At 31.4% G+C, this 26436-nt stretch carries 27 protein-coding genes; 8 read left to right on the top strand and 19 right to left on the bottom strand.

Features of this window, described 5'->3' with window-relative positions:
* Positions 1-41: 41 nt before the first annotated feature.
* Positions 42-998, bottom strand: a complete 957-nt coding sequence (locus Q0049_RS00600) for an ion channel (RefSeq protein WP_298115252.1) — start codon at positions 996-998, stop codon at positions 42-44.
* A gap of 40 nt (positions 999-1038) precedes the next feature.
* Positions 1039-2442, bottom strand: a complete 1404-nt coding sequence (locus tag Q0049_RS00605) for an FAD-linked oxidase C-terminal domain-containing protein (RefSeq protein ID WP_298115255.1) — start codon at positions 2440-2442, stop codon at positions 1039-1041.
* Between the two features lie 45 nt (positions 2443-2487).
* Here Q0049_RS00605 and meaB point away from each other — a divergent pair, with 45 nt between their 5' ends.
* A complete protein-coding gene (gene meaB / locus Q0049_RS00610) occupies positions 2488-3570 on the top strand; it encodes a methylmalonyl Co-A mutase-associated GTPase MeaB (RefSeq protein WP_298115258.1) in 1083 nt (360 codons plus the stop codon).
* On the opposite strand, the gene Q0049_RS00615 is transcribed toward meaB, so the two are convergent.
* The 4 genes from Q0049_RS00615 to Q0049_RS00630 form a co-directional block, all read right to left on the bottom strand.
* Positions 3571-3798, bottom strand: coding sequence for a hypothetical protein (locus Q0049_RS00615; RefSeq protein WP_298115261.1), 228 nt, complete (start codon positions 3796-3798; stop codon positions 3571-3573).
* A 14-nt stretch (positions 3799-3812) separates the two neighbouring features.
* Complete coding sequence (locus tag Q0049_RS00620; protein ID WP_298115264.1) at positions 3813-4391, bottom strand: hypothetical protein; 579 nt, start codon at positions 4389-4391, stop codon at positions 3813-3815.
* Positions 4375-5781 (bottom strand): MATE family efflux transporter, encoded by a 1407-nt coding sequence (locus Q0049_RS00625; protein ID WP_298115267.1) that lies wholly within the window; start codon positions 5779-5781, stop codon positions 4375-4377. The genes Q0049_RS00620 and Q0049_RS00625 overlap by 17 nt, the downstream gene beginning before the upstream one ends.
* Positions 5782-5923: 142 nt before the next feature.
* A complete protein-coding gene (locus Q0049_RS00630) occupies positions 5924-6796 on the bottom strand; it encodes a PPK2 family polyphosphate kinase (protein WP_298115269.1) in 873 nt (290 codons plus the stop codon).
* A gap of 241 nt (positions 6797-7037) precedes the next feature.
* Between Q0049_RS00630 and Q0049_RS00635 the strand changes: the two genes are divergently transcribed.
* The 5 genes from Q0049_RS00635 (at position 7038) to Q0049_RS00655 (ending at position 12182) form a co-directional block, all read left to right on the top strand.
* Positions 7038-7871: a hypothetical protein gene (locus Q0049_RS00635; protein ID WP_298115272.1), complete on the top strand. Its 834-nt coding sequence runs from the start codon at positions 7038-7040 to the stop codon at positions 7869-7871.
* Between the two features lie 184 nt (positions 7872-8055).
* Entirely contained in the window at positions 8056-8556 is a 501-nt protein-coding gene (locus Q0049_RS00640) for a sigma-70 family RNA polymerase sigma factor (protein WP_298115274.1), read from the top strand.
* 24 nt (positions 8557-8580) lie between these two features.
* Positions 8581-9480, top strand: coding sequence for a hypothetical protein (locus Q0049_RS00645; protein WP_298115276.1), 900 nt, complete (start codon positions 8581-8583; stop codon positions 9478-9480).
* 29 nt (positions 9481-9509) lie between these two features.
* On the top strand, positions 9510-10160 hold the full coding sequence (locus Q0049_RS00650) for a carboxypeptidase-like regulatory domain-containing protein (protein WP_298115278.1): 651 nt from the start codon (positions 9510-9512) through the stop codon (positions 10158-10160).
* A 42-nt stretch (positions 10161-10202) separates the two neighbouring features.
* Positions 10203-12182: a von Willebrand factor type A domain-containing protein gene (locus tag Q0049_RS00655; RefSeq protein ID WP_298115281.1), complete on the top strand. Its 1980-nt coding sequence runs from the start codon at positions 10203-10205 to the stop codon at positions 12180-12182.
* 81 nt (positions 12183-12263) lie between these two features.
* On the opposite strand, the gene Q0049_RS00660 is transcribed toward Q0049_RS00655, so the two are convergent.
* Positions 12264-13898, bottom strand: coding sequence for an ABC-F family ATP-binding cassette domain-containing protein (locus Q0049_RS00660; RefSeq protein WP_298115283.1), 1635 nt, complete (start codon positions 13896-13898; stop codon positions 12264-12266).
* A 248-nt stretch (positions 13899-14146) separates the two neighbouring features.
* Here Q0049_RS00660 and Q0049_RS00665 point away from each other — a divergent pair, with 248 nt between their 5' ends.
* Complete coding sequence (locus Q0049_RS00665) at positions 14147-15370, top strand: MFS transporter (protein WP_298115286.1); 1224 nt, start codon at positions 14147-14149, stop codon at positions 15368-15370.
* Between the two features lie 48 nt (positions 15371-15418).
* The gene (locus Q0049_RS00670; RefSeq protein WP_298115288.1) at positions 15419-16189 is read left to right on the top strand and encodes a Fic family protein; all 771 of its coding nucleotides are present in this window, start codon (positions 15419-15421) and stop codon (positions 16187-16189) included.
* 2 nt (positions 16190-16191) lie between these two features.
* Here the strand turns inward: Q0049_RS00670 and Q0049_RS00675 are convergent, their stop codons facing one another.
* The 12 genes from Q0049_RS00675 to Q0049_RS00730 all read right to left on the bottom strand — a co-directional run bounded on the left by Q0049_RS00675 (position 16192) and on the right by Q0049_RS00730 (position 26156).
* The gene (locus tag Q0049_RS00675; RefSeq protein WP_298115291.1) at positions 16192-16995 is read right to left on the bottom strand and encodes an alpha/beta fold hydrolase; all 804 of its coding nucleotides are present in this window, start codon (positions 16993-16995) and stop codon (positions 16192-16194) included.
* 12 nt (positions 16996-17007) lie between these two features.
* Complete coding sequence (locus Q0049_RS00680) at positions 17008-17361, bottom strand: hypothetical protein (RefSeq protein ID WP_298115293.1); 354 nt, start codon at positions 17359-17361, stop codon at positions 17008-17010.
* An 84-nt stretch (positions 17362-17445) separates the two neighbouring features.
* Positions 17446-17745, bottom strand: a complete 300-nt coding sequence (locus tag Q0049_RS00685; protein ID WP_298115297.1) for a type II toxin-antitoxin system RelE/ParE family toxin — start codon at positions 17743-17745, stop codon at positions 17446-17448.
* Position 17746: 1 nt separating this feature from the next.
* Complete coding sequence (locus tag Q0049_RS00690) at positions 17747-17992, bottom strand: hypothetical protein (protein ID WP_298115301.1); 246 nt, start codon at positions 17990-17992, stop codon at positions 17747-17749.
* A 31-nt stretch (positions 17993-18023) separates the two neighbouring features.
* On the bottom strand, positions 18024-18281 hold the full coding sequence (locus tag Q0049_RS00695; protein ID WP_367178927.1) for a DUF2007 domain-containing protein: 258 nt from the start codon (positions 18279-18281) through the stop codon (positions 18024-18026).
* 79 nt (positions 18282-18360) lie between these two features.
* Positions 18361-18981 (bottom strand): DEAD/DEAH box helicase, encoded by a 621-nt coding sequence (locus Q0049_RS00700; protein WP_298115304.1) that lies wholly within the window; start codon positions 18979-18981, stop codon positions 18361-18363.
* A gap of 75 nt (positions 18982-19056) precedes the next feature.
* The gene (locus Q0049_RS00705) at positions 19057-20220 is read right to left on the bottom strand and encodes a sigma-54 dependent transcriptional regulator (protein ID WP_298115306.1); all 1164 of its coding nucleotides are present in this window, start codon (positions 20218-20220) and stop codon (positions 19057-19059) included.
* Between the two features lie 220 nt (positions 20221-20440).
* Complete coding sequence (locus Q0049_RS00710) at positions 20441-21748, bottom strand: ABC transporter permease (protein ID WP_298115308.1); 1308 nt, start codon at positions 21746-21748, stop codon at positions 20441-20443.
* Between the two features lie 52 nt (positions 21749-21800).
* Positions 21801-22721, bottom strand: coding sequence for an ABC transporter ATP-binding protein (locus Q0049_RS00715; protein ID WP_298115311.1), 921 nt, complete (start codon positions 22719-22721; stop codon positions 21801-21803).
* Between the two features lie 230 nt (positions 22722-22951).
* Entirely contained in the window at positions 22952-24070 is a 1119-nt protein-coding gene (gene dnaJ, locus Q0049_RS00720) for a molecular chaperone DnaJ (protein ID WP_298115313.1), read from the bottom strand.
* Between the two features lie 54 nt (positions 24071-24124).
* Positions 24125-24739, bottom strand: coding sequence for a nucleotide exchange factor GrpE (locus tag Q0049_RS00725; protein WP_298115316.1), 615 nt, complete (start codon positions 24737-24739; stop codon positions 24125-24127).
* A 511-nt stretch (positions 24740-25250) separates the two neighbouring features.
* Positions 25251-26156 (bottom strand): TIGR01777 family oxidoreductase, encoded by a 906-nt coding sequence (locus tag Q0049_RS00730; protein ID WP_298115319.1) that lies wholly within the window; start codon positions 26154-26156, stop codon positions 25251-25253.
* Positions 26157-26436: the final 280 nt, after the last annotated feature.

Below are 26436 nucleotides of genomic sequence, written 5' to 3' on the forward strand. Positions count from 1 at the left end.
CTAAATCAAATCCTCAATTGTAATTCAGTTGAGGATATTTTTTATAACTTCACTCTATCAAAAGTATTCAGCTTATCAATTTGAAGAATTGTTTTACTATCAGAATCGTCTCTGGTAAACATGGGTGCAAACTTAGCTCCATAAACAATTTCATTAAAAATATAAGATGATCTTTTTACAACAGTATTACTAAACATATCATCAAAAGCTTTTATAATTACTATAACTTCTCCAATGCTATTTTTAAAATCCGCTTCTGTAAAACCATAAAATGGACTTGTTTCAGTAATTGGATGAACTAAAGTCCAACTCAAATTTAAAGAATTTACTTTGTCCATTTCTAAATCTAAAAGATAAAATTTATTAAAAACTTTACCATTTTCTTCAATATGTAAACCTAATGTAATTTTAGCTTCAACATCAGTCAAATTTGCATTTTTATAAGGTGTAATTCTCATCATTAAAGCTGTTCCATCACCATATGGTGCAACAATCGCATTTTCCGAAAATAGAATGTGAGCTTTAGGTTTACTAAATCTTCCGTAAAACAATCCAGTTGCAATAGCAAAACTCAAAAGCCCAAAAAGAGCTTCAACTGCTGCCGTAAAACTTGCTAAAAATCCACTAGGACTAATGTGTCCATATCCAACAGTTGTTAATGTTTGAATACTAAAAAAGAATGCTTGTCCAAATTTTTCAGCAGTTGTAGTAACTTCTGCACCAATTAAATTTTCAACACCAATAATATAATAAAGACTTGCAAAAAAACAATTTACAAGAAAATAAAAAAGTATAATTATAAAGAAAAACTTCCATCGAGGTATATTCAACATGGTGTGAAACCAACTGATGCTATCAAAAAATCCAATGCCAGATTTTCTAACATTGGCTACACCTGATTTTGTTACAAATCGACCACCATAACTTGATGAATTTATTCCAAAACCTGTATTTTTAACCGACTTTGCTTTACTATTTATTCTTTTGAGAAATGCCATGAATTTTTACGAATATTAAAATTGAATTCAAAGAAATCTATTAAACCTCATCAGGAAAAATTTTTCCCGGATTTAAAATATTATTTGGATCAAAAACATATTTAATACGTTCCATTAACTCAAGATGAACTTTTGAAAATGCAATATCCATAAAGTTTTTTTGCACAAAACCTATTCCGTGTTCGCCTGAAAGTGTTCCTTTTAAAGCCACTGTCAGTTCAAATATTTCGCGAATTCCTTTTGGAACTTCTGTTTGCCAATTCTCATCACTCATCTCTCCTTTTATAATATTAACATGCAAATTTCCATCGCCTGCATGACCATAGCAAACTGATTTGAAGCCGTATTTATTTCCGATTTTTTTAATACCATTCAATAATTCGGGCAACACATATCTTGGCACAACCGTATCTTCTTCTTTATAAATCGAATTCGATTTTACTGCTTCAGCAACAGAACGACGCATTTTCCATAGTGCATTTTTTTGATCTTCTGTATCGGCAAACAAAACCTCGTCAATTTCAAACTGTTCTACAACTGACATGATTTTTTCAGCTTCAGAAAAAAGAATTTCAGGATAATTTCCATCCACTTCAATTAGTAAATGCGCTTCAACATTATCATGAACCTCTACATTAATATTGTCATTATATTTTAAAGTCCAATCAATAGCGTCACGTTCCATAAACTCTAAAGCACTTGGAACAATTCCTGCTCTAAAAATGGCAGAAACCGCTTCACAAGCTTGACTTGCTTTGAAAAAAGGCACTAACATTAAAACATTATAAGAATTTTGAGGGAGAAGTTTTAGAACAATTTTAGTAATTACGCCAAGAGTTCCTTCACTTCCAACCATCAACTGTGTTAGATTGTAACCTGTAGAATTTTTTAAAGTATTGGCACCTGTCCAAATAATTTCTCCATTTGGCAAAACCACTTCAAGATTTAAAACATAATCTTTAGTAACACCATATTTTACTGCACGTGCGCCACCAGAATTTTCTGCTACATTTCCACCAATCCAACAACTTCCTTGACTACTTGGATCAACTGGATAGAACAATCCTTTTTCAGCTACAGCTTCGCGCAAAACTTGAGTAATTACAGCTGGTTCAACAACAACTTGCAAATTTTGTTCATCAATTTCAATGATTTTATTTAAACGTTCCATAGAAAGCCCAATTCCTTGATAAATTGACAATGCGCCACCACTTAATCCTGTTCTTGCTCCTATTGGCGTTGTTGGAATTTTATATTCATTGGCAATTTTTAAAATTTCAGATATTTCTCTAGCATTAGCAGGTTTAACAACTACACTTGGAGGAAAAACATAATCTTCAGTTTCATCATGACCATAGTGATTACGAGTTTCAATATCTGAGAAAATATTAGTTGAACCTACAATATTTTCAAGTGCAAATAGTATTTCTGGCGATAAAGACATTTTATTATTGTTTAAATTTTATTACTTTTACAAAAAGCAATTCGATTGAGTAAAAGTATAAAAAAATCGGCACTTTCAGAAATTCACGGCGTAGAACAACCTAAAACATTAAGTGAAGTTGTAGCTAGCCAAATTCAACAATTCCGAAGAAAACAACCTTCGGCAGAAGAATTAATTACAAAAATTTTGAAAGGCGATAAAACTGCTTTAAGTCGCGCCATTACACTTGTTGAAAGCACCAATCCTGACCATTTAGAAAAAGCAAATACAATAATTCAGGCATGTTTACCCTATGCAAACAAATCAATACGCATAGGAATTACTGGTGTTCCTGGTGTTGGAAAAAGTACTTTTATAGAAGCTTTTGGAAAACATATTACATCCTTAGGAAAAAAAGTTGCTGTTTTAGCTGTTGATCCGAGTAGTACAATTTCTCACGGAAGTATTCTTGGTGATAAAACCCGAATGGAAGAATTAGTAAAAGATGAAAACGCTTTTATTCGTCCGAGTGCTTCAGGAGAAACACTTGGTGGTGTTGCTAGAAAAACACGTGAAACCATAATTCTGTGTGAAGCTTGCGGTTTTGACACTATTATTATTGAAACTGTTGGCGTTGGTCAAAGTGAAACCGCTGTTCATAGTATGGTAGATTTCTTTTTATTATTAAAAATTTCTGGTGCTGGCGATGAATTGCAAGGTATAAAACGTGGTATTATGGAAATGGCTGATGCTATAGTAATCAATAAAGCTGATGGTGATAATATTGCAAAAGCTAAATTAGCCAAAACAGAATTCAATAGAGCATTACATTTATTTCCTGCAAAACAAAGTGGTTGGATTCCGACTGCTGCGACTTGTAGTTCTTATACCAAAGAAGGAATTGACGAAGTTTGGACAACGATTTCACAATATTTTGAATTGGTAAAATCAAATCATTATTTTGAAGAAAAACGTCAAAATCAGAATCAATTTTGGATGATGGAAACTATAAATGAGCAATTAAAATCAAATTTCTACACTCATCCTGAAATCATTAAACTATTAGAAGAAAACAAAAAAGCAGTGCAAAATGATGAAATTTCACCCTTTGCAGTTGCCATGAATTTATTGAAAAAATATTTTAGATAATTACTCTTCGTACGCTTCCATTTCTTTATCATAGAATTCTCCTGCCAGAGTAATTAAATGTTCCATTTCACTTTCTAATTCGGTTTCGTCTTCTCCTTCTAAATCTTCTAAAAACTCTACTTCATCGTCTTTCAAATTAATTATAAATCTAGGAAAATCAAGATGTATAACAAATATATCATCTGGAAAATCTGAGTTGTCAGCTAGAACAAACTTTGGTAATTGCATAATATTTATATTTTTTAAACTTTAATGTGACCCCAATTTTCACCTTTTCTAATGCGGTATAATTGTTGGGTTGAAATATTGAATTGTTTTGCAATCATTACCAAACGAGTTTTATTCTCTGGACGTTGCAACATTTTTTTTATTCTTATTACTTGAGTAGAAGTTAATTTTCTTCCATCGGCTTTTTTATTGATTTCAATAATCTTTAATTTTCCTGCAATAACTGCTGGATTTTTTGATTGAAAAGCAACTTGCTCAGCTCTTGTTGCCCATTTCAAATTTTCCACTCTATCATTGGTTTTAACATAATCTAAATGCAAAACCATTGTTCGTTCAGGATTATCATTCGGAATAAAATACTGAGCAACTAGTTTATACAACAAAAAACCTTTAGTTTTTCTTTTACCATTTTCTCGTATTTGGTATCTAAAAACTCTAAAACCTTCGACAACAGTTCCTTTCAATTCATTTCCGCTTAAAAAATCATCCGTATAACTAATGATTCTACCATGATTAGAAATGGCATATTTCAATTGTAATGGATGTTCAATTTGAATTTGTTTGAACTCTTCTCCTCTATTCAGTTGTATCATTTGGGGTTGATTTTGAACTATCTCTCAAAATTAATGATTTTGTTAAATAATGAAAGCGAATATACAAAAATAATGCTGCAGCAGTTAATCCTGCTAAAAGACCTAACCAAACACCAACAGCTTTTAAATCAGTGTATTCTCCTAAATAATAGGATATTGGAAAACCAATTATCCAATAAGCAACAAAGGTAATATACATAGGAATTTTCACATCTTGCAATCCTCTTAAAGCACCAAGAACCACAACTTGAATTCCATCGGAAATTTGAAAAATAGCAGCAACTAGTAATAATTTAGCAGCAATAGTTACAACTTCAGCATTATCAACTAGTTGAACTTGGTCTTCCATATCCATAAATAATGGCGGTAAAATTTGATGAAAAATCACAAATAAAACAGCAAAAACTACTTCAATAATAATTGCTAATAAAAAGATAGAACGAGCAACTACAACTAATTTTTTATAATCTTGTAATCCTTTTTGATTGCTAATTCTAATCATTGAAACTACACTCAATCCCATAGCAAACATAAACGTCATGGAAGCTAAACTTAATGCAATTTGATTAGCCGCTTGACTCGTTTTTCCAATGTTTCCACAAAGCCAAATTGCAGCTGTAAACAATACTACTTCAAACAACATCTGCATTGCAGAAGGCATTCCTAAATTTACAATTTTGACTATAGTTGCTTTCTTAATTTCATCAAAACTAAATCCTTTAAAATACTGTTTCAAGCGTTCTTGTTTTGCCAAAATAAAATGCATAAAAACTACCATTGCAATTCTTGAAATTACTGTTCCAAGTGCAGCGCCAATAATTCCCATTTTTGGAAAAATCCAAATTCCGTAGATTAATACATAGTTTATAATAACGTGAATGATATTAGCTCCAACAATGGCATACATCGAATATTTTGTCATCGATAAACCATCGGCAAACTGCTTGTATCCTTGATAAATAATTAACGGAACTAAAGAAAATGCAACCCAATCAAGATACGGTTTAGCCAATTGAATAACTTCTTTTGGCTGGTGTAATAATTCCATAATAGGTTTAGCTAAAACCACTAATCCGAATAACGCAAATCCTAGAATAGTACACAAAAGCATTCCATGATGAAAAGCCGAACGAATTTTATTATTATCGTTTTCTGCATCAGCTTCACCAATTATCGGAGTTAAAGCTGTGGAAAATCCTATACCGATAGACATCGCGACAAAAATCAAACTATTTCCAAGAGAAACGGCAGCCAATTCTGTTGAACCTAATTTTCCAACCATAATATTATCAACAATTCCAATTAATGTATGACCAAGCATACCCAAAATTACTGGATAAGCCAATTGAAGGTTGTAACGAAACTCTTTAGTGTATTGAGATAAATTCACGGTGCGTTTTTTGAGTGCGCAAAAGTAGGTAATTCAACTTCAAATATCAATTTCAACCTCAAAAATCAACAAATAAAAAAATTGAAATTGATTTTTGAAATTGATATTTGAAGTTGACTTTTGATATTAAATTTTAAAATTGTTATTGCAACTGGTTTTTGTAAAATTCAATATTTGCTGCAACTTTTGGATCCAATTTTGGTTCGGTGATATCTGTTAATTTTTGCATTTCTTCCCAAATGGTTTTGGCAACAATATATCTTGCAATACCTTTATCATCAGCAGGAACAACATACCAAGGCGCATTTTCAGTTGAAGTTTTATTAATTGCTTCTTCATAATACGTCATGTAATCGTCCCAACGTTCGCGCTCTTTTAAATCACCTGCAGAAAATTTCCAATTATCTTCTGGTGTTTCTAAACGTTTTAATAATCGTAATCGTTGTTCCTCTTTGCTCATATGAAAATAAAACTTCAAAATTTTAGTTCCGTTTTGCGAAATGTGTTTCTCAAAATTATTGATTTGCTCAAAACGATTTTCCCAAAATTGAGGAGTAATATCTTCTACTTTTTCAATTCCGGGAAGGTTTTCAAACAAAATATATTCTGGATGAACTCTTGTTACCAATACATTTTCATAATGTGTTCTATTGAAAACGGCAAACTTTCCTTTCTCAGGCAAAGCCAAATAATGACGCCATAAATAATCGTGTTCCAACTCGGTAGAATTAGGTGTTTTAAAACTATGAACCACAACGCCACGCGGATTAAACTCTTTAAAAACCTCACGAATCAAACTGTCTTTTCCGCTGGTATCCATTCCTTGAAGACATATCAAAAATGCATGACGATTATGAGCATACATGGCATCTTGTTTTTTACTCAACTTCATTTGAACTTTGTCCAACTCTTCTTCTTCTTGATTTTTATCAGTATCGATGGCTAATTTTGTTGGAATTTTTGACAAATTTATGTTTCCAACAACTTTAAAATCTTCTATGTTAATTGATTTCATATGTTTTAATTTTATTTTTTAGCGGTAACATATGGTATCGCCCTTTTAAATTATAGGTTTTTGCTTTTGCAAATTTATTATTAATGGCGATTTCATTTATCACGTATTTATATTTGTAAAAATAGTATTTTTGAGGAGCTATTTCCAGCTATTCGCTTTATCTTTTTTGGTGACTTCGAGAAATCCTCAGCCACCAAAAAAGGATGTCGCTACTATCTGGGCTAAAACTATTTGCTAACTTATGGAAAAATTTCAACTTACACTACTATTTAAAATCATTGGTCTTGGTTCTGCTTCTGGATTGATTTATCACGATAATACTATTTTGGCAATTGGCGATAATAGTTCTTATTTGTATGAATATAATATGAATAACAACAAACTTGAACGTCATGCATTAACTAAAAATCCCGAAGAAAACATTCCTAAAAAACTAAAACCTGATTTTGAAGCCATCACAAAGTACCAAGATAGTTTATATCTTTTTGGTTCGGGTTCAACCGAAAAACGTAATTCTATGGTTCAAGTTGATGCAAAATCTAAAAGTGTAATTCAAACGCAAGATTTATCCGATTTGTATTTAGCCATGCAATCATTTGGTGAAATAACTGAAGAAGAATTTAATTTAGAAGGCGCTATTTTTAATGGTGAAACTTGGTTTCTTTTCAACAGAGGAAATGGAAAAACCAACAAAAATGTAGTCTTCACTATCGACGGAAAAAACTTAGCAAACGAATTCAGAATTGTAGCAAACGAATATAAATTACCTAAAATAAAAGGAATTAGAACCAGTTTTACTGATGCAATTTTAGTTGATGACAAAATCTATTTTCTTGCAACTGCTGAAAACACTGATTCAACTTATAATGATGGTGAAGTTCTTGGAAGTATAATTGGAAGAATTGATGTAATGAAAATGAAAATTGATTTTACAAAGAAAATAACCAATACCAACAAATTTGAAGGAATAACCCTTTTCAAAAAATCAGAAAAAGAAATTGAATTTTTACTTTGTGAAGATAATGATACTGAAGTTTTGGAATCTAATATTTATAAGTTAGTGATTAGTGAATAGTCCTTCGACTCCCGAAGCTTCGGGACAGGATGACAAATGAGATTAGAAATTAATTTTTCGTTCTGAAAACTTAAAACTAAAAACTTTTTTTCACCTCTTCCCAACCTTTTTATAAAAAATGTACTCTTTACAATAAAGACCTTTAATTGTGATAAACGAAACGATATTAATTAACTGCCGAAAAATGCAACGCGATGCACAGCGACAAGTTTACGAACTGATGTCGCCTAAGTTGTATCGCACTTGTAAAAGGTATTTAAAAAAGGAAGAAGAAATTGAAGAAGTATTGGCCGATGCATTCTACACTATTTTCACTAAAATGGATCAGTTGAAAGAATTGGGTGCTTTTGAAGCTTGGGCAAGAAAAATTACAGTGAATCAATGTTTGCAACAATTGAAAAGAAATGTAAATTTTAACATCTATATAGAAGATGCAAGTATTCAATTGCAACCAGAAACTTTGCCTGAAACCCATTTAGAAGAAGAAGATTTATTGAATCTACTTAATTTCATTCCAGAAGGATGCAAAACTATTTTTAACCTCTTTGTGATTGAAGGTTACGGTCATAAAGAAATAGCGAGCATGCTAAAAATATCAGAAGGTACATCAAAATCGCAATTGAATGTAGCTAAAACAAAATTGAAAGAATTAGTCAACAATCATTATTATCAACAAGTAAAATAGTACTGAAAATATTCAGGATATATCATGGACAATCAAGATAATTTATTCAACAAAATCAAATCGGCTGCTGATAATGCTGAAACTAAAGATTTTCCCTCGATGGAAAAAGTTTGGTCACGAATTGATGCTAAATTGGATACCAAAGTTGAAAAAAAACATAATAACAATTGGAAAAAATTGTTAGTTGCTGCCTCAATTTTATTAGTGATAACAATTGGTTATCAATTTTTAAAAACCGAAAAAGAAATTGTTTCACCTAATAATGAAATAGTAACAAAAGAAGCAAAAAAAACAATAATTCAAGATTCATTAGAAAATCAAAATGCCATAGTTTCTTCAGAAACAGTAAATCCAGTAATAAAAGAAAATGCAGAGGAAATTTTGAATGAACAAGTCGCAAAACCTAATGTTGTAGCAAGTTCTGAAATGCCTGAAGAAGCTACAAGTTTAGTACCAATTGCACCAAAAGCAGATATGAATAATGCCGCTTCATCAAATTCTGATGGTACTTGGTATGGCAATAGAAATTTTGAATCTCGTGGGGTTCAATACCTAGATGCTAAAAAAATTGTTGTTGAAGCAGAAGCCAAAAAAGAAAAATCAGAAAAAAAATTAGACCCAATTATTATTGTTGATGGCAAGGCAACAAATAAATCAGTTTCAGATTTAGATGATGAAAATATAGAATCCATTATTGAATTACCAAATCCTATTTATTACATCAATAGTGTTTTATATACTGAAGAAGAACTTTTTGGACCTAATCCAACGAGTCCTTATGCACCATTAAACAAACAAAAAATTGAAGCAACAACAGTTTTAAGTCCGGAAAAAGCTGTTAAAATTTATGGTGAAAAAGGAAAAAACGGAGTAGTCATTATTACAACTAAAGACGGTAAACCTGCCAAGAAAAAAGGAAAATAAATTAATTTAACTTACTGAAAAACAATATTATGAAAAAAATTAAAACATTTTCATTAGCTCTACTTATGTTTATTTCTTACCAAATATTTGGCCAAGAAAGAATCATTACAGGAACAGTTTCTGATAAAATTGAGAGACTTCCTTTTGTGACAATTAATATAAAAGGAACACAAAAAACAGTAAATTCAGATATTGATGGAAAGTTTTCTATAAAAGCAAAAAAAGGCGATAAACTTATTTTTAGTTTTCTGGGTTATGATAATTACGAACAAGAAATTGGAGAAAAAGTATCTGATTATCAAATCATACTTAAAAGTAATGTTGTTTTATTAGAAGAAACTTATGGTTACGATCCAAAAGTAAAAAAGAAAAATTTGCCTTCTACAACAACAATTTCTGTAGAAGAATTAAAGAAACCTGTTGAAGAAAATAAAGAAAATAGTGTCGAAAATGAAACTTCAAAAAACGAACCAGTTTATATTGTAAACGGAATAATTTCAACAAAGAAAATAATTTCTGAAATAAATCCTGACAATATTGAATCAATTAAAATAATAAAAGGTGAAGATTCTTCAAAAATTTATGGTCAAGAATATAAAAATGGAGTTCTCCTAATTACAACCAAAAAACTCTCTAAAAAACAACTAAAAAAATTAAAAAAACGTTCTAAAGAAGAATAAAACCAAACACAAATTAAGTTTAACTTATTAAAAATCAATATTATGAAAAATTTAAAAGTATTTTCATTAGCCATTGCTATGCTTATTTCTTTCCTATCTTTTGGGCAAGAAAACACAATTACTGGAGTAGTTTCAGATAATTTAGGACCGCTTCCAGGTGCAAATGTAATTGTAAAAAGTACCAATAAAGGTGTACAAACTAACGTTGATGGAAAATATTCCATTAAAGCGAAAACTGGTGATATTTTAATTTTCCAATTTACAGGTTATGAGACAAAAAATATAACCGTTGGAAAGTCAAAAATAATTAATGTGAAATTAGTTGAAAATGTTCAAAAAATTGATGAAGTTGTAGTAACTTCATTTTCTAGAAAAAAAACGACAAAAAAATTAGCTTACTCAACTCAAAAAGTAGAATCAAAAGAGCTTGTACAATCTACACCTTATAAAGCTGCTAAAGCTCTAAATGGAAAAGTTTCAGGTATCAATATTGTCACAAAAAACAATTCTACAAATCCAAGTACGGCTATAATTTTAAGAGGTTATAAATCAAGTCCCGATAACACTTTAGAAAAAATAAATAATCAATCAGGAATAATTTCAACTGAACTAAACGATGAAGATTATGGAAGTTTCATCGAAAATCCATTTGAAAGTCCAAAAAAAGCACCTCTTTCAACTTTTTCTATTGATGTAGATAATGCCTCTTACACAAATGTTCGACGTTTTATAAATAATGGTCAAGTTGTTCCAAAAGATGCAATTAGAGTGGAAGAAATGGTAAACTTTTTTAAGTACAATTACCCACAACCTTTAAGTGAAAATCCGTTTTCAATCAATACAGAATATAGTGACTGTCCTTGGAATTCTAATAACAAATTAGTTCGCATTGGTTTACAAGGGAAAATAATTGAAACCGATAATTTACCTGCTTCGAATATGGTTTTTCTAATTGATGTTTCGGGTTCAATGAGTGATATGAACAAACTTCCCTTACTAAAAGAATCATTAAAAATATTAGTGAAACAATTACGAAACGAGGACAAAATTTCAATGGTAGTCTATGCTGGTGCAGCAGGTTTGGTTTTACCTCCAACATCTGGAAAAGACAAAAAAACAATTATTGATGCTTTGGACAAACTTCAATCTGGAGGAAGCACTGCTGGTGGCGCTGGAATTGAGTTGGCATACAAAGTAGCTCAAGAAAATTTTATAAAAGGTGGAAACAACAGAGTTATACTTGCAACTGATGGCGATTTTAATGTGGGTTCATCTTCTGATTCTGATATGCAAACACTAATCGAAGAAAAAAGAAAATCGGGAGTTTTCTTGACTTGTTTAGGTTATGGAATGGGAAATTATAAAGATAGTAAACTAGAAACTTTAGCTGACAAAGGAAACGGTAATTATGCTTACATCGACAACATTCAAGAAGCTAATCGTTTTTTAGGAAAAGAGTTTAAAGGTTCGATGTTTGCCATTGCAAAAGATGTAAAAATTCAAATAGAATTCAATCCAAAACATGTTCAAGCGTATAGATTAATAGGTTATGAAAATCGAAAATTACGTGATGAAGATTTTACAAATGATGCTATTGATGCCGGAGAATTAGGAAGTGGTCACACGGTTACTGCATTATATGAAATCATTCCACGTGGTGTGAAAAGTGATTTGTATAACGAACCAACCGATTTAAAATATAGTGTTATGGCTGAACCTTCATCTAAAAATTATAGCGAAGAATTAGCAACAATTAAATTCCGTTATAAAAAACCTGATGGCGATAAAAGTGTTGAAATGAGTTCAATTATTGCCAATAAAGCGAGTGATTTACAAAGCACATCCGAAGATTTTAAATTTTGTGCTTCTGTAGCTTGGTTCGGATTGAAATTAAGAGATTCTAAATTGATAGTAGATAAATCTAATGAGGCAATTTTAGCTCTTGCCAATCAAGGTTTAACAAATGATTCAGAAGGTTACAGAGCTGAATTCATAAGATTAGTAGAAAATGTTAGGTTATAGTTAGGTTAAATTTGGTTAATTGAAAAACCCGATACGTTTCTAAAATGTATCGGGTTTTGTTTATAGTCTTACTACTAAAATCTACTTCTCAATTTCTTTCAAAGAATCCATTTTCTTGTGAGCTAAGAAACCTTTAATATCTTCAAAATGTTCTTTTACTCGTTTGTTACCAAATTCAAAAACTTTTTCTGCTAATCCATCAAGGAAATCTCTATCGTGTGAAACTAAAATTAATGTTCCATCAAAATCACGTAAAGCATCTTTAATAATATCTTTAGTTTTCATATCCAAATGGTTTGACGGCTCATCCAAAATAAGAAGATTCACTGGTTCTAACAGTAATTTAATCATTGCCAAACGCGTTTTTTCTCCACCAGAAAGCACTTTCACTTTCTTTTGAATATCATCTCCTTGAAACATGAATGCACCAAGAATATTTTTAATTTGAGTACGAACATCTCCAACAGCAATTCTGTCGATAGTTTCAAATATGGTTGCGTTTTCATCTAACATTGCTGCTTGATTTTGAGCAAAATATCCAATTTGTGAATTATGACCAATCTCAACGGAACCACCATTGATTTCAATTTCTTTCATAATGGCTTTAATCATGGTTGATTTACCTTCACCATTTTTACCCACAAAAGCAACCTTTTGACCACGTTCGATAACTAAATTAGCATCTTTAAAAATCAAATGATCACCATAAGATTTTTCTAAATCCTTAACAATTACAGGATATTGACCTGAACGAACAGAAGGTGGAAACTTCAACTTTAATGCCGAATTATCAATTTCATCAACTTCAATAGGAACAATTTTTTCTAACATTCTAACACGCGATTGAACGGCATCTGTTTTAGAAAACGTTCCGCGAAAACGTTCAATAAATGCTTGATTATCTGCTATAAACTTTTGTTGTTCATCGTATGCTTTTTGTTGATGAACTCTTCTATCTTTTCGCAATTCTAAATAATGAGAATATTTAGCTTTGTAGTCGTAAATTCTACCCATGGTTACTTCAATCGTACGATTTGTAATATTATCAACAAAAGCTCTATCGTGCGAAATTACCATAACCGCTTTAGCTTGCGTAATCAAAAACTCTTCCAGCCATTCAATACTATCCATGTCTAAGTGATTCGTTGGCTCATCCAGTAAAATCAAATCAGGTTTGGTTAAAAGTATTTTTGCCAATTCAATTCGCATTCTCCATCCACCAGAAAATTCTTTGGTTGGACGATTGAAATCTTCTCTTTCAAATCCTAATCCTTTTAATATTTTTTCAACTTCGGCTTCATAATTCACTTCTTCAATTGAATAATATTTTTCAGATAATTCCGAAACCTTTTCAATCAATTTCATGTACTCATCACTTTCATAATCAGTACGAATGGTCAATTGTTCGTTGATTTCGTCGATTTCTTTTTTCATGTTTAAAACACCTGCAAAAGCCTTAGATGTTTCTTCCATTACGGTACAATTATCCTCTGTAAGTAAATGCTGAGGCAAGTAAGCAATAACAGCATCACTTGGAGCTGAAATAACACCACGCGTAGGTTTATTTGCACCAGCAACAATTTTCAATAAAGTAGATTTTCCTGCTCCATTTTTACCCATAAGGGCAATTTTATCAGTTTCATTAATAGCAAATGTTACTTCACTAAAAAGAGTTGTGCCACCAAATTCAACGGCAATATCATTAACTGTAATCATTTTTTAATATGTTGGAAGTTTGAAGATGGAAGTTTGAAACTTCTATCAACTTATTTTTTTAAAGGTGCAAAGATAGATTAATTAAAGAATTTATCAATTTCAATATCAGAAAAAAAAGGGTTGTTTTTCAATGATTTAATAATTGAAATGCTAATTTTTTAAAGTTTAAATAATTCGGATGATTTAGTTTCAAAAATTCAAAGGCAAAAAATAAATTTAAAGTAATTTTGAAAATCTAATAAAACCTTATGCCGTTAATTGACTATAGTTTTTTGAGTAAAATTCTGCCTAAAGCGAAAATAAAAAAATCGTTTAAAAAAGCGAAACAGTCTTATCTTATTCGCATTAGAATAGCAACATCATTATTTTTCTTCGGAATGGGTTTTTGTTTTGCAACATGGGCAAGTAGAATTCCCGATTTAAAATTAAGTCTTGGTTTGAGCGAATCAGATTTAGGCACCATTTTATTTGCACTTCCAGCAGGTCAATTGTTAGCAATGCCATTATCAGGAAGAGTTGTAGCACAATATGGAAGCCGGAAAATAGCTATTTTAGGGCTTTTTGTATATGCCTTTTTCTTGACTTTATTAGGTTTACCAAACGAAAGTTGGCAGTTGGCTTTAGGATTATTTCTCTTCGGATTTTTTGGAAATTTTTGCAATATTGCGGTGAACAGTCAAGGAGTTTTCACACAACAATTATTTGACAAACCTATTACTGGCTCATTTCATGGTTCATGGAGTTTGGCTGGATTTTCTGGCGCATTGTTAGCATTATTGATGTTATTTTTAAAACTATCGCCTTTTCAACATTTTCTTATTGTATTAATTATTATAGCTATTTTAATTGCTACAAATTACAACTATTTGGTAAAAGTAAAACCACAAAAAATAGTTGAAAAAGAAAAAACTTCTTTCTTCAAAATTAAAGACAAATCTCTGATTTGGTATGGCTTAATAAGTTTTTGTTGTATGGCAAGCGAAGGAATAATGTTTGATTGGAGTGGCGTTTATTTTAAAGAAATTGTAAAAGTTCCAGGCGCATTAGTAGTTTTAGGTTACACTTCTTTCATGATAACCATGGCAATAGGACGTTTTTTAAGTGATATTTTAGTAAGGAAATTTGGTTCAAGAAAAGTGATTCTAATAAGTGGATTTGTAATTTCAACTGGACTATATTGTGCCGTTTTATTTCCCTATTTAATTCCTTGTACATTAGCTTTTATGCTAGTAGGATTTGGAGTTTCCAATGTAATTCCGATAGTATTTAATGCAGCTGGAAATAGTAAAAAGGTTCCAACAAGTATTGCTTTAACAATAGTTTCGAGTATTAGTTTTATGGGATTTTTAATTGGACCACCAATTATTGGATATATTGCCGAGCTAACAAGTTTAAGATATTCTTTTGCCTTTATTGGCGTTTTTGGAATCTTAATTTCAACTTTATCTTATAAACTGAATTTGTTTAGGTAAAATAACTCAATTGGATTATTAGTTAAAATATATCATATATTTGTAACTATGAATTTATTGAAAAACATTCTTTTATCTAACTATATTGATGCATTCCCAAATGAAGCCATTGCTGGATTTGATGCTTTAATTGATGCCGAAATTTCAACAGATAATTTTAGTTTTTATACCTCAGTTGCAAGTGTTTTTTCAAGTAAAATTGAAGGCGAAGCTATTGAATTGGATTCTTACATCAAGCACAAAAGATTTGGAATTGAATTTCAACCTGATTACACCAAAAAAATTGACGATTTATACAATGCCTATTCTTTTGCAAAAGAAAATTCGTTAAACGAAAATAATCTTTCAGAAGTTCATAAATTATTGAGTAAACATTTGATCTCTAAAAATTTTCAAGGAAAATATAGAAATCAGAACATGTTTGTAACAACCGATGATGGAAAAATTGAATATGTTGCGGCATTACCAGAAGTAGTTTCTACTGAAATGAAATTGTTTTTTGAGGATATAAATCAACTTTTAAATACTTCTTTAAGTTTTGAAGAAACATTTTTTTATGCCAGTTTAATACATTTGGTTTTCGTCAAAATTCACCCATTTAATGATGGAAATGGTAGAACGGCGAGATTATTTGAAAAATGGTTTTTAGCAGAAAAAATTGGAGATAAAGCATGGTTCATTCAAAGTGAAAAAAACTATTATAATCACCATCAAAATTATTACTCAAATTTAAGAGTTTTAGGTTTAGAATATGAAGATTTAGATTATTCAAAAGCGCTGCCTTTTTTGAAGATGTTGGTACAGAGTTTGAATAGCTAACTTTACAAAATCACTTTCAACTTTTCCTTAAAGTCTTCATTATCGTTGATATCAATATGACCTTGATTTTCTAATGTAAATAAACTATCAGTTGGTTTGATGATTTTCTTTAGTCTCACAGAATTATCAAAAGAAATGAGTTGGTCTTGATTTCCATGAAAAAGATAAATCGGAGCTTTGACTTTTACAATGTATTTATTAGTTTCAAATTGAAACTTCTTTAAAAAATCAGGAAAATAAGGTGCTCTTAAAGTAGAAAATTCTAAGAAATTATAAAATGGAGCTTGAAGAATTAATTTATCTGGATTTTTAATTGACGCTAAATAAGTTGCTAATCCTGTTCCGATTGAATAACCTATTATAATTTTTTGCTTATTCTTGTAAATAGGAGCAATTTCATCATAAACAATTGAAATATCCTTAAAAACCTGCTCTTGATCTTCAATTTGACCTTCACTTTTGCCAAATCCACGATAATCTAAAAAGAAAATATCGTAACCTAAATCAGTAAATATTTTAGCATTATTTCCCCAAGAATCAAGTGAACCTGCATTTCCGTGAAGGTAGAAAATTATTCCTTTTGAATTTGATGTTTTAAATAATAATCCGTTTTGTTTTTTGCCATCGTAAGAAGAAATATTGAATTCTTCAAAGCTTTGATTGAACTCAAACTTGTAATTTTTTGGAAGTTTATTAGCAACGAAAACCATCTCAGCTTGATTGAAATATACATAACTTACATATAACAAGTAAAGTATTCCAAAAAGTGAAGCTAATGATAAAAATATAAATCGGATTGTTTTCATCAAAAATAATTTTTAATCAGCAATAAAATAATCCAAATCATTATGAATAGGAACAATATAAATGCGTTCCCAAATTTCACCGTCAAGAATTTTCCATGAATGACCTTCGCCATCAATATCTTTAGCAATTAGAATAATTCCTGGTTCGATGATAAACGTATTTCCTTCGGAAGTTGTGAATTCTAATTTTCCTTTTAAAGTTACTACAAATTGTTCTCTTGGCGCAGTGTGTTGCTCTTGTTGCCAAGGTTCAATCTTGGTTTGAATATTGAAATATACAACCTCAATTTTGTGGTATTCAGGTAAAGTTCCTGTTTCAAAATAGGAATTTCCAAGGTCATCGTTAAGTAGACGTATTGCTCTCATATTTAAGTTATAAACTCAATCGAAACTCATCAATTAAAGGACTTGCCTTTCCATAATCCGCTTCTTGAATGAATAATTCCATTATTATTTTTTAAATCTTGTTGGATTTTGACGGGTGTCAAAAATTTGGAGAATTCTGATTTCTGATTCGGATTGAATTTTATAAATGATTTTATAATTTCTTACAACCATTCTTCTATATGGTTCACCAAGAAATTCATCAACTTGATATTGCTCTGTAAAATGGATACTTTTGCTTTGGATAATTATATCTCTAATAACATTTTTTGCTCCTTGTGGTGATTTTAATTTAATAAATTCAAAAATCAATTTTAAATCGGCTTTCGCATGATTATCCCAAAGAATTTGTATTGGTTTTTTCATGCTACCAATTCTCAATTTCCTTTTCTAAATCTTCAATTGTTGTAAATTTGCCAGATGAAATTCGTTCGTCGGCTTCTTTAACCATATTAATATACTCTTCTTTATCAACAGGATAACCGCTAATAGTATGAGCTACTACTTCATTATCTAAAACTGATTTTAAAGCAATGATTTTTTTTAGCTTACTTTCATCATTTAAATTTAGTAACCAATCAACTAATTCACTTTTTTTTGCAGCTATATCCATTTTTAGCAATTTTAAAAACAAATATACAAAATTATAAACTCAATCGAAACTCTTCAATTAAAGGACTTGCCTTTCCATAATCAACTTCTTGAATGAATAATTCTGCTGCTTTTGATGTTTGAATACTCGGTAAAACATTCGCCTGATTGTTATGTCTTAAAACTGTATTTATACCAACTGATTCTATTTTTTCTTGTAATGAAATAGCTAGAACTTCTTCTCCTGAAAATATTTTTATTAAACCCATTTTGTGTTGTAAATTGTATTGTTGTAAAATGTATAATTGCATCGTTGTATAATCTAAGTGCACTTCGAATGCGCTCAGTGTGACAAACTGATTACTGCGACTGAACACCGATTACTAAAAACTACTCGTCATCTTCCATTTCGAAAAATGTTGGCTCAATCATGATTTTGTCTGCTAATGCTTCTACTCTTTCAGTAATTTCTGAACAAAAGAAAATGCGTTGTGTTTTTTCTACACTTGCCGAAAGCCTCAGAATTACTGCATCCAATCGGTTTCTAAAAATTACATCGGCATCATCAACAATAAACATTTTTACGGTGTTCATATTGAATCCAGCTGATGAAAATAAGGCGTTAATTTTGTTTGGTGTTCCAATAAGTATATCTAAACCCATTGAAATTATGTTTTTATCATAATCGGTATCACCTTTGTCATGTACCCCAAAAATACTTAAATCGGTATAATTTCCGTATTTCAGAAAAAGCTCTTCCATTTCAAGTACTTTCTCCTTATTCTCTACAATTATTAACGCTCGAGTACTTTCGCCCATGGTTTTTTCCATACGCTGAATTACATTCAAAACTATTGTTGTTGTTTTTCCTGTTCCGCTTGGCGATTGAATTACAGCATCTTTCCCACTTTTAATGGTAGAAAATGTTTCTTGTTGCATTTCATTTGCTTCAATTAACTCGTTTTCAATTAATGCTTGCTGTAGGTTTGGGTTTATTTTTTTTAATTGCATTTCTTTTAGTTGTCGGTTGTCAGTTGTCGGTTGTCAGTTCTTTTTAGTGACTGATAACAGATAACTGACAACAATTTATTTACTTGCGAATAACTTCACGTCTGTCTCAGAAATTTCGTTTCCTCCTAATATAATAAGGCGTTCTACTACGTTTCTTAATTCGCGAATGTTACCTGTCCAATCGTATTCTTGTAATAATTTTGTTGCTTCTTTAGAAAATGATTTCTGTGCATTTCCTTGTTCTTCAGCAATTTTTGAAGCAAAATGTTCAATTAGCAAAGGTATGTCATCACGTCTATCATTCAATGCTGGAACTTTAATTAAAATTACCGCCAATCTGTGATACAAATCTTCTCGGAAACGTCCTTCTTCGATTTCTTTTTTCAAATCTTTATTGGTTGCTGCAACCACGCGAACATTAACTTTTATATCCTTATCTGCACCAACTCTTTGCACCAAACTTTCTTGTAAAGCACGTAAAACCTTAGCTTGTGCTGCCAAACTCATATCGCCAATTTCATCAAGAAAAATGGTTCCTCCATCGGCAGCTTCAAATTTCCCTGCTCTGTCTTTCACAGCTGATGTAAAAGCACCTTTTACGTGACCAAATAATTCGCTTTCAATTAATTCTGATGGAATGGCAGCGCAGTTCACTTCAATTAAAGGGAAAGCTGCTCGTTCACTATTTTCGTGTAATTGATGCGCAACAAGTTCTTTTCCAGTTCCGTTTGGTCCTGTAATTAAAACTCTGGCGTCAGTTGGAGCTACTTTTTCAATCATTTGTTTGATGTGATTGATGGGTTCAGAATTCCCAATCATTTCGTAGTTTTTACTGACTTTTTTCTTTAGAATTTTGTTTTCAACAACCAATTGTTTTTTGTCTAAAGCATTTCGAACCGTATTCAAAAGACGATTCAAATCTGGTGGTTTTGAAATATAATCGAATGCACCAAGACGCATGGTGTTTATTGCTGTTTCCATATCGCCGTGACCTGATATCATTACGATTGGAATTTCAGGTTTGATTTTTTTTACGGCTTCCAATAATTCTTCGCCGTCCATTTTTGGCATTTTGATGTCGCAAAGAACCAAATCATAATCGGTGTTTTTTATTTTTTCAAGTCCTTGAACACCATCTTCTGCTTCTTCTACTTGATAGGTATCGTTTTCTTCAGAAAGAATTTTAGTTAAAACTCTTCTGATGGATGCTTCGTCTTCTATGATTAATATTTTTGACATAGTTTTTTATTTAACCGCAAAGTTCGCAAAGTTTTTCGCAAAGTTCGCAAAAATTCAAAATTGTTATTCTATTAGCCCTGATTGAAGGGAAAAACATCCCGATTTTTTTTCGGGATTTTTGAAATGAAAGCAGGAACACGGATTACTGATAATGCCCGAACGATTCGCTCCTGACTTCAATATTTCGATAAGCTCAATATAAACCAAGCTCAGTCTGACATTAGTATTTTAGCCATTTATAAAGTTCTTTCCAAGATGGTTTTTTACCGTACATTAAAATTCCGACGCGGTAAATTTTACTTGCAAACCAAACTACACCTAGAAATGTTCCGAAAAGTAGTGTCATTGAAATGGCGATTTGCCACCATGGCACACCAAATGGAATTCGCATCATCATTACGATTGGTGATGTGAGTGGAATCATTGAAAAAACGGTTGCCACAGTTCCGTGCGGATCATTTATTACTGTGAAAAAGCCAATGTAAACTCCAAGAATTAAAGGCATTATTATTGGCAATAAAAATTGTTGCGAATCGGTTTCGTTATCAACAGCTGCGCCAATGGATGCATAAAATGAGCTGTAAAGAAAATAGCCACCAATGAAATAAATAATAAACGAAATTAGTATCGTTGCTATTGGTAAATTCCATAACTCTTTGATGTACATTTGAATATCGCTACCCATTCCTTTTTGTGCCATTTGCATAGCTTCTTGAGTTTGTGCCGATGATGTTGCTCCCATTTGAACTCCAAAAATGGACGACATGATAAACATAGCTGTCATACCAAGTAATGCCCAAATTAGAAATTGAAGAATTCCTGCTAATGAAGTTCCGATGATTTTTCCCATCATTAATTGGAAAGGTTTTACTGATGAAATGATGACTTCAATAATACGAGATGTTTTTTCTTCTATGACGCTTCGCATCACCATATTTCCGTAGATGACGATGAACATCATGATTAAATATCCGAATGCTCCACCGATTCCGATTTTGATTTCGTTTAATCCTTTCAAAGATTCCTCGCCTGATGCTTTGTTTAGTTTTATGGAAACATCAGCTTTTGATTGATTGATTTTTAAAGTGTCTAATCCTTCTTTTTGAAAATTTTCTGCTGTTATTTTTTTAGCAATAACATCTTCTAAATCTTCAACAAACATAACACCTGGACTGTCATTTGAAACATATTGTATGTTTTTTTGCAATGAAGTATTGTCATTAGATTTTGGAATAATTAGAAGTCCTTCATAGCTTTCACTGATGATGCTGTCCTTTAAAACTTTTAAATCTACATTTGACAGATTTAGGTATTTGTATTCGTCATCGCTTTTGAAATCATTGACAAATCTTCCTGTTTCATCGTGAATGGCAATGGTTTTTAAATCGGCTTTCATTTGGCTTAAATATCCAACAAAAACACCAATTCCAACAAATAACAACGGACTCAAAAACGTCATTACAATGAAGGATTTGTTGCGAACTTTGGCAATGAATTCTCTTTTTATTATTAGAATTAATTTATTCATATATGTTTACTTATAAGCACTTCTACAGCGCTCAGTGTGACAAATTTGTTATTTATTCGGTAACAGTTTTTATGAAAATATCGTTTACACTTGGGATTTTTTCCATAAAATGGGTTACTTGACCTCTTTGAATTAAGGTATTTAGTAGTTCATTAGGCGTTGCAGTTCCAAGATTGATTTCTAGTTTTAATTCGTCGTTTAGTGATTTGAAATCGGTTTGTGAAAGTGTGAATTTTTGTGATAAATCATACATCAAACCTTCGATATTGTTACTAAGAATTCCAACTTCGTAACTATTGGTTCTGAATTGCTTTTTGACATCGGTTAATTTTCCCTCAATCAATTTATTCGATTTGTGGATTAAGGCAATGTAATCACACATTTCTTCAACGCTTTCCATTCGATGCGTTGAAAAAATTACTGAAGTTCCTTGCTTGTTCAATTCGATAATTTCATCTTTAATCAAATTGGCATTTACAGGATCAAATCCTGAAAAAGGTTCGTCAAGAATTAATAATTTGGGTTTGTGTAAAACAGTAACCACAAATTGTACTTTTTGAGCCATTCCTTTAGAAAGTTCTTGCATTTTTTTGTTCCACCAACCTTGAATTTCTAGTCGATCAAACCAATAATCTAATTGTGTTTTGGCTTCTTGCTTTGACAACCCTTTTAATTGTGCTAAGTACAAGCATTGCTCACCAACTTTCATGGTTTTGTACAAGCCGCGTTCTTCTGGCATATAACCAATGAAAGCAACGTGTTCTGGTTTTAAAGGTTCGCCATCTAGGATTACTTCACCACTATCGGGCATTGTAATTTGGTTGATGATTCTAATTAAGGATGTTTTTCCGGCGCCATTTGGACCAAGAAGTCCGTAGATACTTCCTTTTGGAACGGATAGAGAAACTTCGTTAAGCGCGGTGTAATCGCCATATTGCTTTACGACATTTTTTACTTCAAGGATATTAGTCATTTAAATTCCAAATTTTTAAATTCCAAATTCCAATTAAACTATAAATTTAAATTGATTTTTGAAATTGATATTGCTATTGATGTTGTAAAAGTACTGAATTAGTAGCTATTTGATAGTTTTTGTTACAAAAAAAACCCACCCTTATTTTGACACAAGGATGGGAAAAATTGCTATGAAAAAGAAATTACCTGTTTCCAAGTAATTAGTCAAATGTAGAAATAATTTTATAATTATGAAAACATATCTTTAACTTTTTCAAAAAAAGATTTATCGCTCTTTTCTGGATGAGGAATAAAGTTGTCATCCGTCAGCGATTTTTCAAAGAATTGACGTTGTTCTTTGCTTAAAGTCTTTGGTGTCCAAACGTTTACATGAACTAATAAATCACCACTTCCGTAACTATTTAAACTCGGAATTCCCTTACCTTTTAGTCGTAAAATTTTTCCAGATTGGATTCCTTCTTCAAGTTTGATTCTCACTTTTCCGTTTACGGCTTCAATTTCTTTAGAAACTCCTAATGCAGCTTCTGCAAAACTTATATATAAATCGTAATGAAGATTTTCACCTTCACGTTTTAAAAATTCGTGTTCTAATTCCTCAATGGCAACAATTAAATCACCTGCAATTCCGTTTCCTGGTGCGTCATTTCCTTTTCCAGAAACTTTTAGTTGCATACCATCAACAACTCCTGCTGGAATTTTGATTGAAACCGTTTCGTCTTCTAGAATCATTCCGTGCGCATCGGCATTGTTAGGTTTGCTCTCAATAGTTTGTCCTGCTCCACCACATGTTGGACAAGTTGTTGCCGTTTGCATTCTACCCAAAATAGTATTGGTTACTCTCAAAACCTGACCTTGACCATTACATGCCGAACACGTTTTATAACGAACACCTGGCGCTTGAATTTTTCGTTTAACTTTTACTTTCTTTTCAACACCGTTAGCAACTTCTTCTAAAGTTAATTTAACTTTGATACGAAGGTTACTTCCTTTTACACGACGTTGTCCTCCAGAATTTCCTCCGAAACCACCGAAACCGCTACCGCCAAAAGCACCTCCAAAAATATCACCGAACTGGCTGAAAATATCATCCATATTCATGTGACCGCCACCAAAACCACCTGCGCCATCGAATGCTTGATGTCCGTATTGGTCGTATTTAGCTTTTTTGTTTGGATCACTTAATACTTCGTATGCTTCAGCACAAAGCTTGAAATTTTCCTCTGCTTCAGCATTTCCGGGATTTTTGTCAGGGTGAAATTCTATGGCTTTCTTTCGATAAGCCTTTTTTATTTCCTCAGGTGATGCACTTTTTGTGATACCTAATATTTCGTAAAAATCTTTTTTCATGTTTGAAAATAATATATTTTAATTGGAACGCAAAGCATCACGTTTCCACAGTAATTATTGTCCTAAAATAACCTTAGGGAAACGGATAATTTTGTCTCCTAATTTGTATCCTTTTTCGATTACATCGACAATTTTTCCTTTTAAATCGTCTGATGGAGCTGGAATTTGGGTAATTGCTTCTGCAAAATCTGCATCAAATGAATCGCCTGCTTTTATTTCAACTTCTTCTAATCCTTTAGAAACTAATGTTGATTTTAGTTTTTCGTGAATTAATTCAACTCCTTTTAAAAGCACTTCATCTTCTGATTTTGCAATTTGTGTCATCGCTCTGTCAAAATCGTCAAGAACTGGCAACATGGCTTGTAAAACCTCTTGATTGGCAGTTCTAAATAAATCGATACGTTCTTTTGAGGTGCGTTTTTTATAGTTTTCGAATTCGGCAAAAAGACGTAGAAACTTATCTTTTTCTTTAGCTAATTCTTCTTCTAATTTTTGCTCAACGGTTAATTCTTCTACTCCCGAAATTTCGGCATCAACTTCTGGCGTTGCTTCATCTGTAGGATTTCCTTCTGATTGTGTTGCCATTTCATTTTCATTCTCAAGAATTTCTTTATCAGTATTTTCAGTACTCATTGTGCTTTTATTTTTAAATATATTTTTGATGTTCATTGTTGGTTTTTTGTTCCGAAGAATTTGGTTGCAAAAGTACTGCCATTTCTTTAAAAATGTCAAATTGTCACGTATTTTTTACCACAAAATCAAAAGAAATCGCGAAGAACACAAAGATTTTATTTGATATTTAAGAATAATATCTTGTGAAAAACTGAATTTAGAAGCCTAAAGATTGAGTTTAGCCCTGATAGAAGCAGTTACCTTGTAACGCGGATAGCAGGAAAATGGATTAAAAAATGCCTTAAGTGATGCTCCTAAAATTTTACATGAATTAAACAAATTTGCACAATTTTACCTTGTGATAAATTTCACTAATAGAAACTTTGATTTTATTTCAATCACAAAAAAAGACCTAAATAAATTCAGTGTAAAACTTTAATAAAACTTTAAGAGTTTTGCTTCACGAAATCGTTATATTTGGATTTATAAAAGGTTTATGATTCGCTGAAAAGCAAAATATATTATTAATTCAAGTTGAAAAAAGTTCTAGTAAAGCCTAGAACTTTTTTTATTTTATGATGTTTTCAAGCGCTTCTTTAGCTGTTGGAAATTGAAACTTAAACCCTAATTCTTGTGCTCTTTTTGGAAGAATATTCTTGTTGTTGAAAAGTAGAATGTGCATCTCGCCTAGGATTAATTTCATAATGAACTGAGGAACATTTGGCAAAAACAGAGGTCTTTTTAGTTGTTTTGCGATAGCTTTTGTCAACTCTTGATTGCTAATTGGATTAGGTGAAACAGCATTGATGATACCTTCTGTTTGATTTTGAATCACAAAGTAATACAAATTAGCAACATCCGTTAAATGAATCCATGATTGCATTTGCTTTCCTGAGCCAAAACCTGATCCAACATACATTTTTATTGGTTTTATCATCTCTAAAAGTGCACCTCCTTTTTCAGAAAAGACTACGCCAGTTCTTAGTTTGGACACTTTTAAATTTAACAATTTGAATTGATTAGCGCTTTCCTCCCATTTTTGAACTACATGGCCGAGAAATGTATTGTCTATTTGGGTTGATGTTTCGTCGTAAATATTGGTATAGCTATCAGGATAAATGGCTGTTCCGGAGGCTGAAATAAAATGTTTTACCTGATGTGGTGCTTTTTTGAGTAAATTGAAAAGTAAATTAGCAGACAAAACACGACTTTCTATTAATTCTTGTTTGTATGAATTTGTCCATCGTTGCGAAATGGATGCGCCAGCAAGGTGAACAATAGTATCTACACCATCGAGGCAATTGTCATCAATTTTTCCTTCTTGTGGATTCCAATAAAAGCCATAGTAATTGGTTTTATTTTGGATTTTTTGTGGCGATGTTGTTAGATAGTGAACGGTGTGATTGTTTTTAAGAAGAACTTCTACCAATTCTTTTCCAATTAAACCTGTTGCACCTGTAATTAAAACTTTCATTTCTTTTTTTAACCAAAATTACAATTTATGAATCAAAAATGTACGTTAATTGGTATTGGTTTAACTTTTGTTGAATTATTCTTTGGAGAAAGGTTTCCACGAAGACACTAAAGCACGAAGTTTTTTAAATACAGATTGCAAAGATTTTTTTGAAAAAATTTTTGATGAAAAGTTGTCACGAATTGCACGAATTTTCACTAATTAATTTGAAATTTGATTAAACGAATTTTCTCAAATTTATTTTAATTTTATTGATGAAGTTTTTTGAGAATCTGAAACA

The sequence above is a fragment of the Flavobacterium sp. genome (assembly GCF_027484205.1).
GTDB lineage: Bacteria > Bacteroidota > Bacteroidia > Flavobacteriales > Flavobacteriaceae > Flavobacterium.